Origin of the sequence: Pseudomonas fitomaticsae, assembly GCF_021018765.1 — a bacterium.
Classification (GTDB): Bacteria; Pseudomonadota; Gammaproteobacteria; order Pseudomonadales; family Pseudomonadaceae; genus Aquipseudomonas; species Aquipseudomonas fitomaticsae.
The window spans coordinates 2506108-2516932 of record NZ_CP075567.1; the positions used below are offsets into that span (position 1 = coordinate 2506108).

Sequence of the window (10825 nt, forward strand, 5' to 3'; positions counted from 1 at the left end):
CCATGAGCAACGACGACCCGAGCATCAAGCTCCCGGCGGTAGACCGCATGCGAGAGTATTGGGCCATTGTCGATCCGCTGATGGGCGGGACTCAGGCCATGCGTGCGGTTGGCAAGACCTTGCTGCCTCAGTACCCGGCAGAAAAAGACGATACCTATGCCGAACGCTTGAAGCTATCCACGCTGCTCCCAGCCTACGCCGAGACGGTGGCCAGCAGCACTTCCCGCGTATTCGCGGAGCCTTTGCAGCTGGGCGAGGATGTGCCCGAGCCGATCAAGGTGCTCAGTACTGACATCGATCTGGGCGGCAATGATCTCAATTCGTGGTCGGTCGAGTGGTTCCGCGAGGCGCTGGCCAAGGGCTTGTGTCACGCGATGATCGAGCATCAGCCGACTCGCGATGCTGAAGGCAACAAGCTGTACAAGACCGTCGCCGAGGAACAAGCGGCCGGGGTTCGCCCTTACGCTGTGATCATCAAGCCGGGCCAGGTGCTCGGCTGGCGATTCGACGGCGGCAAACTGATGCAGGTTCGCTACATGGAGTCGGTCGAAGTCGCCGACGGTGATTTCGGCGTCAAGTGCGTGGATCAAATCCGCGTGCTGGAGCCGGGCAGCTGGCGCACCTACCGAAAGGCGGATAAGGGCGGGGCTTGGGAGAAGCAGGATCAAGGATCGACCAGTCTCGACTACATCCCATGGGTGACCTTCTACACAGGTCGAACCGGACCGATGACGGCTAAGCCGCCATTGCTGGAGCTGGCTCATCTGAACGTCAAGCACTGGCAGTCGCAGAGCGATCAGGACAACTTGCTGCACGTTGCCCGGGTTCCGCTACTGTTCGTGTTCACCGACAACGAAGAATTTCAACTGACCATCAGCTCGGCCAGCGCGACCCGCATGCCGAAGGATGGCAACGCCAAGTATGTCGAGCACACCGGGGCGGCAATCACCGCCGGCCGCGATTCGCTGAAAGATCTGGTTGATGACATGCGTATGGCTGGAGCGAAGCTGCTCCAGAAGGACAAGCAGGCCGTGAAGACGGCGGCACAGGCCAACGAGGAAGCGGCGCAGGAATTGTCACCGCTGGCTCGTCTGGCCGGCCAGTTCGCCGACTGCATCGCACAGTTGCTCCAGATCCTGTCTGATTACGGCAGCCTGGGTGATGGTGGTCACGTCGAAATGCGCGGCAACTTCGACAGCGATTTCGCTCCAGAAGTGTCCCTGCCGAACCTGATCAGCATGGCCAACTCCGGAAAGCTCAGCGACGAAGCTCTGTACTCCGAAATGCAGCGCCGTGGCGTCATCAGTGATGAACTGGATTGGGCGGCTGAATTTGCTCGCATCCAAACTCAACCTACAAAAGGCGTGAGCCTGGACGATTAACCCATGGGCAGCGACCAGATCAGCGACACGATCCGCAACGCGGTCCTGCTCGAAAGCCTCAAGTCCAGCGAGGTCGAGAAGTTCGCGCCATTCCTCAAGCGGATCGATCAATCGCTACGGGAGCAGCTTGGGAAGGCCGAGCTGACCGACTTCAAGCGCGCCCGCCTTGAGGGGATGCTCAAACAGGTGGATGAGGCGCTGGATGGCATCCTGACCGAGTACACCGACCAGATGCAGCTTGATCTTCCTGTCATTGCTTCATGGCAGGCTGGCGCAGAGGCGGCTTTGATTGCTGCTGCGCTGCCCAATTACACCTCGACCATCCCAGCGCTCTCCACACTCAAGACAGCGGCCTTCAAGTCGCCATTGGGCGTGAAGGGCGCGGACGGCGGCAAGCTGCTGACACCATTCATCGAGGATTGGAGCAAGTCCGAGCGAACACGGGTCATCGGTGCGATTCGCCAAGGATGGTTCGAGGGTAGGACCAACGCTGAGATCGTGCGCACGCTGCGCGGCACAAAGGATCTGAAGTACGCCGACGGCCTGCTGGCGATCACCGCGCGCAACGCCGATGCAGTAACGCGCACGGCCATCCAGCACGTTGCGGGGCAGGCGCGCAATCAGTTCGCCAAGCAGAACAGCGACATCCTGAAGGGCGTGAAGATCATCGCCACGCTGGATGGACGCACGACCGCTTATTGCCGGGCAGCTGACGGCACCGAGTACGCGCTGGATGAGGGGCCGCGGCCGCCGTTTCACGTCCGCTGCCGGACCAGCTTTATTCTGATCCTCAAGGATGCTCCTTCGCTGGGCACCCTGGCTGACCGTTCGAGCATGAACGGCCAGGTCAAGGCCGACACCTCCTATTACGAGTGGATCAAGACGCAGCCTGCCGCCTTTCAAGATACGGTCATCGGGAAGTCTCGGGCAAAACTGTTCCGCGATGGCGGCATGACGCCCGAGCAGTTTTCTGAACTTCAGATCGGCAACAACTTCAAGCCGCGCACGCTGGACCAGCTCCGGCAGATGGTGCCCGAGGCATTCGCTCGAGCCGGCCTGTAGCCATAAACCAAATCATTCAGCTCTGGCACACGCCGGGGCTTTTTATTGCCTGTCTGTTCGGATGAGCGGGGCGCACTGGGCCGGATGGCCTGCTAGGAGAAACAATGAAACTCAAGATCGTTGAAGTGGATGGCAAGCAATACGCGGAAGTCCTGGATGGGAAGCCCGTATTCATCGGTGACGACGGCAAGGACATCGCTTTCGATGCCGTTGGCACTCGCGACACCATCACCCGCCTGAACGCCGAAGCCAGGTCGCACCGTACTCGCGCCGAGACTGCCGAGGATCTGGTAAAGACCTTCGAAGGTATCGCCGACCCTGCTGCGGCCCGCAAGGCGCTGGAAACTGTCGCCAATCTCGATGCAAAAAAGCTGGTGGATGCCGGCGAAATCGAGCGCGTGAAGGCAGAAATCAGTAAGGGCTATCAGGCTCAGCTGGACGAAGCCAACGGCAAGTCGCAGACCCTGGAGCAGCAGCTGTATGCCGAGAAGATCGGCGGCAGTTTCTCTCGCTCCAAGTACATCACCGAAAAGATGGCTGTCCCGGCTGACATGGTGCAGGCCACCTTCGGCAGCAACTTCAAAATCGAGGAAGGCAAGGTCGTCGCCTATGACGCCCAGGGCCAGAAGATTTACAGCAAAGCCCGCCCGGGTGAGCTGGCCGACTTCAACGAGTCGCTTGAAACCCTTGTTTCTCAATACCCGCACCGCGACCACATCCTGAAGAGTTCCAACGCCAACGGCGGCGGCGCTCAGAACGGTGGTGGCGGCAACGCCCAAACCCCAAAAAAGCTCGCAGATTGCAAAACCGACGCCGAGAAAGTGGCGTGGGCTCAATCGCAGGCGCAATAAACTTCTGAGAGGGCTCTATGCCATTCGACCTTCAGGTATTCAACAAACAAACCTACTCCGCCATGACCGAGGTTGTGGATCAGCAGGTTCAGCTTTTCAACGCAGCCTCTGGCGGCACCTTGGTACTGGCTACTGGTCAGAATCAGGGTGACTTCTCGATGGACGCATCCTTCAAGCAAATCGCCGGCCTGGTCCGTCGCCGCAACGCCTATGGCACCGGCGCTGTGTCCGCCAAGCGGTTGGAGCACCTGCTGAACGTGTCCGTTAAGGTCGCGGCCGGCACTCCGCCGGTCGAGTTCGAAAAGCAGCAGTACACCTGGATTCTCCAGAACCCCGAACTGGCCGCCATCAAGATTGGCGAGCAGTTGGCCGTCGCCCAGGTGCAAGATCAGCTCAACGCCGGTATCCGCGCCCTGGTCGCCGCGACCTCGGGTAACGCTGCCGTCGTTCATGATGGTTCGGCTGCTGCGCCAACCTTCCGCGTCCTGAACAAAGGCGCAGCCAAGTTCGGCGACCGTGCTGGCTCCCTGCGCGCGTGGGTGCTGCACTCGACGACCCTGCACGAGCTGTACGACAACGCACTGACCAACGCTGAGCAACTGTTCTCCTACGGCACCGTGAACGTGATGCGTGACGCCTTCGGTCGCCTGTTCGTGGTGACCGACTCCGACGCGCTGATCAACCCTGGCGCAACCCCGACCTACAACACCCTCGGCCTGGTCGAAGGTGCGGCGATTGTTCAGCCAAACGGCGACTTTCATGCCGTTCTGCAGGACACCGTGGGCGGCGAGAACATCAAAACCACCTACCAGGCCGAGTGGACCTACAACGTTGGCGTTAAAGGCTACGCATGGGACACCGCCGCCGGCGGCAAGTCGCCTACCGACGTTGCGCTTGGCACCGCCACCAACTGGGACAAGGTGGCGACCTCCAACAAGGATACCGCTGGCGTCCTGGTCAAATCCCTGTAACCCACTGACAGGCGCCGGGTGCGCTCGGCGCCTTCGAGGTATTCATGATCAAGAAAAAAATTTTGTGGTTCGTTCCGGGGGTGGCCAGTGCCGATCAGAAGGCTCAAGCCCAAGCCGACGGCCTGAGCATTCGCAACCCGCTCGTTTATAGCGACGATGCTGGCCTCGAAGATTGCGATGGCGTGACAGGCATGGCGCCGAAGGCCTACGCCGAAAAGTTCGGCTTGATCGATGAGCCCGAAGGCCTGTCGTGGTCTGAAGGTGGCTTGCGTGACGACGGCCCGACAGTCGAGGAATTCGTGGCTGTCGGCTACTTGGCCGCCAATTACCCGCCAGCTGGCTACGCATCGCGCAGTTCCGCCGAAGAAATCGCCGCCGCTGTTCTTGCCCAGGCAGACAACGGCAAGATGAAGGTCGACGAGATCCGCGCTGCGCTGACCGAGCTTGGTGTTCAGTTCGACGCGAAGGCCAGCAAGCCGGACCTGGCTGCGTTGCTGGAAATGACACGCGAGACTGTCAAGGTCAAGGCTCTGCTTGCCGAGAAGGGTGTCGAGTTCGGCGAGGTCGCAAGCCTCGAAGATCTGAAAGCCCTGATTCCTGCGGAGTAACCCATGACCGACTTCATCACTGTTGCAGACGTCGACGAATTGCTGGGGTCGGGCTGGGCGGGTGCCGGTGATCCGGTTGTGTCTGTGATGCAGGCCAACGCCTGGTTGACCAGCAAGATTAAGCGTCCTGTTCCCGCCGAAGTACCGGCCGAGATCAAACAGGCCGGTGCCCAAGTTGCAAAGATTGCCTCGACGGGCGATCTGTACAAGGCCACCGACCGCGAGACGGTCAGCGAGACGGTATCGGCAACCTCCGGAACATCGGTCAGCGAGACCTACGTCCAAGGCTCTGTCGCGCTGTCCTCTGGCGAGAACTTCGCTCTGGCGCTGATCTACCCCTGGACCGCCGGCACCAACTCCATTCCGATGGTGAGGGGCTGAGCATGGGTCTACAGGAAAAGCTTCAGACCAAGCTGGCCAAGGCCTTCGATGGAAAACTGGCTGATGCCGTATCGGCATTCGCTGGCACATATCAGGGGGCGGGCGTCTATGACCCAGTCACCGAAGAGACAACGGCCGTTACCGTGACTTACACCGGTCGCGGTGTGCTGGCCAAGTATGAAACCCGGCGCATCGACAATATCAACATCCTGTCGGGCGACTTGCAGCTGGTCGCGCTGACCAACGAGGTCACAGACCGACCAGCCGAGGGTCACACGGTCACGGTAACCGACTTGGCCGACCGAACGAAGAGCGTCAGCTACTTGGTCAAGGGCGTGCAAGTAGATCCCGCATCCGCCACCTACCAGATACAGCTGAGGAGGTGACCTATGGCCCGAGGCAGAGGATGGAGCATTCCCCCGAGTCTTTTTATGGGGGCGGTAGAGCAGGACCTTTCGAAGAAGATCAGGACGATCGCGATTCAGTTGCTCAACGAGGTGACCATGCGGATGCCGGTTGATACCGGGCGCGCAAGGGCAAATACCATCGTGAGCATCGGCTCACCGGTTTATCAGGTGCTGGATAGCTACGACAAGGCGGGCGGGGCCACAATCATGGAGGGAGTCTCGCGTCTGAGCGGGCTTGAGCCGTACACGGTTGTTTATCTGCAAAACAACTTGCCCTACATCGAGCGCCTTGAAGATGGCTACTCGAAACAGGCACCGGTCGGCATGTTCGGCGCAGCATTCAATAGCGTGTCGAGGGCCAGCCAATGACCTTCGAGCAGATCCGCAGCATCGTCACCACGCGCATGACGCAATGGACCGGTATCCCGGCGGCTAGCGTTGATTATCCAAACCCGCCAAAGCCGTTCGATCCTGCCGGCAAGGAGATATGGGCCAGGCTGGCGGACGTGCCGGGCCTGTCCAGCGCGCCCGAGATCGGCCTGACGCCATGCGTTCGCAGAACTGGCGTCATCATCATTCAGTTGTTCGTCAAGACCTACACCGGCACGCTCGCCATCACCAAGGCGGCCGACACTCTCGTCCAACACTTCCAGTTCTTCAGCCAAGACGGTTTCGACTGTTTTGCTGTGTCGACCAATACCGTGGGCGTTGATGGTCTTGGCTGGTATCAGGTAAATATCCAGATTCCCTATCGAGCGATCTGATCGCTAGCGATTGGGTTCCAGCACTCAAAAACCAGCAAGCCAATCTATCCAGCCAACCCCGCCATGAGCGGGTTTTTTTATGCCCGCAGAAAGGAGACATACCCATGTCGTCAGGAGCAAAGGTCGCCACGGCCTATGTTGAAGAAGTAACCCAGGGCGTCACGCCCGCGACTGGCTGGAAAGAGCTGATCCGTACCTCGTTCGGTATCGGCCCAACCCAGAACACCGCAGAAAACAATGAAATTGGCTCGACTCGAATGAGTCAGGGCACCACCCCGACCACGGTTGATGTCGCCGGCGCGGTCGGCATGAAGTGGCGCTACGGCGGCGCGGTAGATGACTTCCTGGAGTCGTGCTTCGGCTCTCGTTGGACGGCTGACTCCCTGACCATGGGCAATCAGCGCATCAGCTACTCGATCGCCTCCTACGCGAGCGATGTGACGATTGCCTCGGTAGCTCGCGGCGCGCAAGTCGCTTCGATGGCCTTCACGTTCGGCACCGACAACGATGTCACCATTGACACCACGTTCTCGGCGATCGACTGGGCAGACAAGGCCGATGGCACGAACTTCTTCGCCACCCCAACCCCTGAGCCAGGCGGCCCGCGGTTCAACTTCAAAAACTTCACCGCACTGACCCTGGACGGCGTGGCCGCATCGGCCGCAAACGGCACTTGCATCAGCGCGATGTCGCTGACCTTCGACAACGCAGTCCAGACCCAGCGCTGCCTGGGGTCGGGTGATGCCTTCGCCGGCAACATCATCCCTACGACCTTTAGCGCGTCTGGTAGCGTCACTGTGGCCTGGTCTGCCGCGTCATACGCCCTGTACCGCAAGCAGCGTACCGGCGAATCGGTAGCCATGAGTTTCACGCTGGAAAACGCAGATGGCGCCTATACGGTGACGCTGCCCGAAATGGAAGCGGTAGGCAGTTGGCCGGACGGTGGCGCGACCGACATCATTGAAGTCGAGCTGGCTGTTTCAGCCCGTCGCATCCCGCCGACGATCACTCGCGTACCGGCTGTTACGCCTTAACCATTTATCGTTCCGGGACCTGCAAAGGTCTCGGCGCGGGGGCACAGAATGACCTTTATTTTGAAGAAAAAAGACCCGCTTGATGTGGTGTCAACTCGCTGGATTGAGCCAGCTCCAGGCCTTCGCCTGCAGATCGGATCGTCAGCTCGCCCGGGTTACACCAGCGACTTCCGCCAAATTCAGCGTCACCTTGAGTTCGCTTCGCGCCAGATGGGCGTTGGCACTGAAGAGTTCGACATCCTCAAGAAGTCCTCGGTCGAAATTCCAGACCCAGACATTCTTTTCGTTGAGCTGGCATGCAAACACCTGATCCTCGATTGGGAGGGCGTTGCAGAGGCAGAAGATCCAGACGCACCTGCGCCGTATACCCCGGAGCGCGGCGTTGTTTTGATCGAGCAGATGCCAGAGGTTTACTTCCTCGCGCTGAATGCTGCCAACGACATCGCCCTACGTCACAAGGAGCAGGTCGCCGAAACAGTGGAAAAGCCCTTGCCGCCTACCGCTGGGCAGCCGAGTGGGCGGGCCCGGAAAACGAGCGCAAAAGAGAAGTCCACGAAAAACTGAGGGTTTACATCCCTGAGCCGCCAGAGCTGGACGGTCCAACCACCGATATGCTGGAAGCCTATTACGTGATCAGTCGGGGCCGGCAGTATGTCGGCATGAACGGTGTTCCAGCACCTCTCTCTGTTCGGGATCTGAGTGATTACCTGGCAGCCTACGGTGAGCGATATTCCCGTGAAGAGTTTGACGCAGTGATATTCGCCCTTGATGACGATTTCCGCAAAAGATGGGCAGAGCAACAGGAAAGCTCAATGACCAAGTGATCTCGGGTGCTCGGCTTGTGATGAATATTAACCACAGCGCGGGACATCCCGCAGGAGCAAAAATGAACACATTCACGCCTGCGGGAGCCGAGTCCGAAATGGTCTCAGTTACGTGTGGTATTTGCGCCACGGAATCTGCGAAGGGTGAAGTCCTGCAAGGAGTTTGGCCAGATCTTGCCGACCGTGATACCGGAAGGTTCCCCGCGAATCTTGTGACGCCAGAACAACGGGCACTCCTGGAAAGTACGGCTGGAACGATTCGCGGATCGGCTGCGCTGCGCTAGATGAAGACGTGTAGTGGTGCTTTACGATAACGACGGCAAACGTGACGCCCCTATGAGTAATTAGGGCTCCCTCAAAGCTGCTCATTCTGACCTCCGGGTCATAAGCGCGCCGAAATTGGCACTGTCCCAGTCCTTGGGTTTGCAGGCAAAGAACTGGGGTTATCCGTTGCATGAGGGCAAGAGGCTACTATCGGAGGTAGGCGGGGCGTTACTGGGGATTCGTACAGCGGAATTGCGGTAGCTGCCGTACAATGACAAAACTTATATTAAGGACGATCCACGTGACCTACATCGCGACACTTATCCCTATTTTGATTCTCGCATTGTCGATTGGCCTGGGATTCTCCAAAGAAAACTGGTTCATTGAGTTCGGCTTGGCAATTGTTGTGATCTCGGCCACAACTTCAATGATTTTGGCCTTTCTGGGTGGCCGAAAGGCATCCCAAGCCGAGAAGGTCTCCTACGAGTCTTACGCCCCAGTAATCGATGAAAAAGTCTCACACTCTTTCAAATTTGTAGCAGGTATGTACGGGGTGGACCCGCGGAACCCTCTCAAGAATATTGAAGATAAAGTTGATGAGCTCAGGAAGGTAGCCGCTGCAGACGAGAAGAACTTTCGTGACCAAATGATGCTCGCCAACTACCGCATCGATATTTGCTTGGCACAGATGCGCTATCACGAAGACGTGACACTTCCGAAAATCCTTGGGCAGGGGGCTGGGGCAATCATCATTGCCGGAGTGCTCACTATCATCGGATCTGTTTATCTTGCCGTGCCTGCCGGCGCATATCAGGTTTTCGCTGGGGTGGCTGGCACTATACGGGCATGGCTGCCGGCGCTGTAGGTCGTGAGCTTGGTTGGCGACGAATAGCGATTTTGTCGAGAGCCTCGACTTGGTGCTAGATTCCTCTTTCAAACAGGGAGGGGTGTCTTTGAAAAGACAAATAGCATTTGGGTTGGTGTTCTTGCTGCTAGCAGGCTGTGAAACCACTCGCGTTTCGCCTGAGAAGGCTGTGCAGGTTCCAGCAGACGATGTTTTCGCCTTTGGGAAGCCAAACTCAGCCAGTGATGCGCGTATCGTCTTCACTCAAGATGCAGGCGCTATGAGCTGCTTCGGTGCTGGTATGCAGGTTTTTCTTAACGAAAGGCTGGCAGCTGAAACGAGCAGTGGGAAATCAGTGTGGCTGTACCATAAGCCCGGTCCGGTTCAACTGAGCATCAAAAACAATGCTGCATGCGCTGGCGGAGATCTGCGAGGAATGTTGCTCGATCTGAAGCCTGGTTACTCTTATTCAGTTCGCGGATATCGCGGAATGTGGGATAAGGCTGAGCCATTACTAACATCACCAGAGCCCTACAAATACAAGTAGAGAGGCATGAAACGATTACTCGGGGCATCGCTAGCATTAATGTGCATTGCTTTATCAACCCATGCGGACGACAGTTCGTGCTAGCGAGTGTCGGCGCTCGCCCGGAAAGGCTATGACGGCGCGCCAGAGCGGTCAGTTGCTTGAGGATCAGCTCGAAAAGATCGGCGATGGCAGCAAATTTGCGCGATCTATGATCCTCAAAGCCTACGAGCGACCGGTAGCAATAGTCGACAGCATCAAGACTGAAGCGGTCAATGAATTCAGAAACGATGCGTTTCGTCAGTGCCTAGATGCCAACGGATAGATAAACCGATCACAAGCCCCGTTACGACGGCGCTTTGGCGCTTCCTGCGGATGGTGGTAGATTGATGCCATCAAACAGGGAGGGGTTATGCAGGTACTCATCGTTATTCTTCTCGCCATTATCGCTATAGCTGTGGCCCCGTGGGTCATCGGCGTTTTTGCTCTAGCGGCCGGCACTTATGTGGTAGCGCTGGCAATTGCGGCGGCTCTCGCTATTACCCTGCTTTTATCGGTTTTTATATGGAGCTGGGCTTCAAAACTTCGCTCTAAGGCCAAGGAAAAGCAGCTCATCGAGAAGTATCGGGTTGATCTTGAACGTACAGCGGCCGAGCTTGCAATCAGTTCTCAGCATGCGAGACAAAGGGCTGAGGTCAGGGCAAAAGAAGCCGCTCTTGAGGCTGAGAGAAAGGAGCAGGAAAGAGTTAGACGACTAGTTTTGTGTCCGCACTGCTCAAGCAAAATAGCGAAAGGGAGCATGTTTTGCCCTGTGTGCGGCAAGCAACCGCTTAGCGCGAGTCCTGTTAGATCTGTGCAACGCAAAGAATAGAGACGCCCGCACTACGTATCGACTCATTTAAGCCCG

At 58.0% G+C, this 10825-nt stretch carries 16 protein-coding genes; all 16 read left to right on the forward strand.

From position 1 onward, the window contains the following. The first annotated feature begins 2 nt into the window (after nt 1-2). The 16 genes from KJY40_RS11395 to KJY40_RS11470 all read left to right on the forward strand — a co-directional run bounded on the left by KJY40_RS11395 (nt 3) and on the right by KJY40_RS11470 (nt 10789). Entirely contained in the window at nt 3-1382 is a 1380-nt protein-coding gene (locus tag KJY40_RS11395; RefSeq protein WP_230736843.1) for a DUF4055 domain-containing protein, read from the forward strand. Nucleotides 1383-1385: 3 nt separating this feature from the next. Continuing rightward, on the forward strand, nt 1386-2444 hold the full coding sequence (locus KJY40_RS11400; protein ID WP_230736845.1) for a phage minor head protein: 1059 nt from the start codon (nt 1386-1388) through the stop codon (nt 2442-2444). A 104-nt stretch (nt 2445-2548) separates the two neighbouring features. Beyond that, nucleotides 2549-3295 (forward strand): DUF6651 domain-containing protein, encoded by a 747-nt coding sequence (locus tag KJY40_RS11405; protein WP_230736847.1) that lies wholly within the window; start codon nt 2549-2551, stop codon nt 3293-3295. Nucleotides 3296-3312: 17 nt separating this feature from the next. Further along, on the forward strand, nt 3313-4266 hold the full coding sequence (locus KJY40_RS11410) for a major capsid protein (RefSeq protein WP_230736849.1): 954 nt from the start codon (nt 3313-3315) through the stop codon (nt 4264-4266). Between the two features lie 44 nt (nt 4267-4310). Then, nucleotides 4311-4874, forward strand: coding sequence for a HeH/LEM domain-containing protein (locus KJY40_RS11415; protein ID WP_230736852.1), 564 nt, complete (start codon nt 4311-4313; stop codon nt 4872-4874). 3 nt (nt 4875-4877) lie between these two features. Next, on the forward strand, nt 4878-5255 hold the full coding sequence (locus tag KJY40_RS11420) for a hypothetical protein (protein WP_230736854.1): 378 nt from the start codon (nt 4878-4880) through the stop codon (nt 5253-5255). Between the two features lie 2 nt (nt 5256-5257). Next, nucleotides 5258-5641: a glutamate 5-kinase gene (locus tag KJY40_RS11425; RefSeq protein ID WP_230736856.1), complete on the forward strand. Its 384-nt coding sequence runs from the start codon at nt 5258-5260 to the stop codon at nt 5639-5641. Between the two features lie 3 nt (nt 5642-5644). Next, complete coding sequence (locus tag KJY40_RS11430; protein WP_230736858.1) at nt 5645-6031, forward strand: HK97 gp10 family phage protein; 387 nt, start codon at nt 5645-5647, stop codon at nt 6029-6031. Beyond that, nucleotides 6028-6426 (forward strand): phage tail terminator-like protein, encoded by a 399-nt coding sequence (locus KJY40_RS11435; protein ID WP_230736859.1) that lies wholly within the window; start codon nt 6028-6030, stop codon nt 6424-6426. Before KJY40_RS11430 ends, KJY40_RS11435 begins: the two co-directional genes overlap by 4 nt. Nucleotides 6427-6530: 104 nt before the next feature. Then, nucleotides 6531-7460, forward strand: coding sequence for a phage tail tube protein (locus KJY40_RS11440; protein ID WP_230736861.1), 930 nt, complete (start codon nt 6531-6533; stop codon nt 7458-7460). A 48-nt stretch (nt 7461-7508) separates the two neighbouring features. Next, nucleotides 7509-8024, forward strand: coding sequence for a hypothetical protein (locus tag KJY40_RS11445; protein ID WP_230736864.1), 516 nt, complete (start codon nt 7509-7511; stop codon nt 8022-8024). Between the two features lie 47 nt (nt 8025-8071). Continuing rightward, a complete protein-coding gene (locus KJY40_RS11450) occupies nt 8072-8284 on the forward strand; it encodes a hypothetical protein (RefSeq protein WP_042559967.1) in 213 nt (70 codons plus the stop codon). Between the two features lie 565 nt (nt 8285-8849). Then, entirely contained in the window at nt 8850-9413 is a 564-nt protein-coding gene (locus KJY40_RS11455; RefSeq protein WP_230736866.1) for a hypothetical protein, read from the forward strand. Between the two features lie 13 nt (nt 9414-9426). After that, nucleotides 9427-9939 (forward strand): hypothetical protein, encoded by a 513-nt coding sequence (locus tag KJY40_RS11460; protein ID WP_230736868.1) that lies wholly within the window; start codon nt 9427-9429, stop codon nt 9937-9939. Between the two features lie 112 nt (nt 9940-10051). Beyond that, a complete protein-coding gene (locus KJY40_RS11465) occupies nt 10052-10243 on the forward strand; it encodes a hypothetical protein (protein WP_230736870.1) in 192 nt (63 codons plus the stop codon). Between the two features lie 87 nt (nt 10244-10330). Next, nucleotides 10331-10789, forward strand: a complete 459-nt coding sequence (locus KJY40_RS11470) for a zinc ribbon domain-containing protein (protein ID WP_230736872.1) — start codon at nt 10331-10333, stop codon at nt 10787-10789. The last annotated feature ends 36 nt before the right edge of the window (nt 10790-10825 follow it).

Excerpts from the sequence above, each read along its gene's own strand:
- KJY40_RS11395 (WP_230736843.1), top strand. The coding sequence starts at position 3 with ATGAGCAACGACGACCCGAGCATCAAGCTCCCGGCGGTAGACCGCATG.
- KJY40_RS11400 (WP_230736845.1), top strand. The coding sequence starts at position 1,386 with ATGGGCAGCGACCAGATCAGCGACACGATCCGCAACGCGGTCCTGCTC.
- KJY40_RS11405 (WP_230736847.1), top strand. The coding sequence starts at position 2,549 with ATGAAACTCAAGATCGTTGAAGTGGATGGCAAGCAATACGCGGAAGTC.
- KJY40_RS11410 (WP_230736849.1), top strand. The coding sequence starts at position 3,313 with ATGCCATTCGACCTTCAGGTATTCAACAAACAAACCTACTCCGCCATG.
- KJY40_RS11415 (WP_230736852.1), top strand. The coding sequence starts at position 4,311 with ATGATCAAGAAAAAAATTTTGTGGTTCGTTCCGGGGGTGGCCAGTGCC.
- KJY40_RS11420 (WP_230736854.1), top strand. The coding sequence starts at position 4,878 with ATGACCGACTTCATCACTGTTGCAGACGTCGACGAATTGCTGGGGTCG.
- KJY40_RS11425 (WP_230736856.1), top strand. The coding sequence starts at position 5,258 with ATGGGTCTACAGGAAAAGCTTCAGACCAAGCTGGCCAAGGCCTTCGAT.
- KJY40_RS11430 (WP_230736858.1), top strand. The coding sequence starts at position 5,645 with ATGGCCCGAGGCAGAGGATGGAGCATTCCCCCGAGTCTTTTTATGGGG.
- KJY40_RS11435 (WP_230736859.1), top strand. The coding sequence starts at position 6,028 with ATGACCTTCGAGCAGATCCGCAGCATCGTCACCACGCGCATGACGCAA.
- KJY40_RS11440 (WP_230736861.1), top strand. The coding sequence starts at position 6,531 with ATGTCGTCAGGAGCAAAGGTCGCCACGGCCTATGTTGAAGAAGTAACC.
- KJY40_RS11445 (WP_230736864.1), top strand. The coding sequence starts at position 7,509 with ATGACCTTTATTTTGAAGAAAAAAGACCCGCTTGATGTGGTGTCAACT.
- KJY40_RS11450 (WP_042559967.1), top strand. The coding sequence starts at position 8,072 with ATGCTGGAAGCCTATTACGTGATCAGTCGGGGCCGGCAGTATGTCGGC.
- KJY40_RS11465 (WP_230736870.1), top strand. The coding sequence starts at position 10,052 with ATGACGGCGCGCCAGAGCGGTCAGTTGCTTGAGGATCAGCTCGAAAAG.
- KJY40_RS11470 (WP_230736872.1), top strand. The coding sequence starts at position 10,331 with ATGCAGGTACTCATCGTTATTCTTCTCGCCATTATCGCTATAGCTGTG.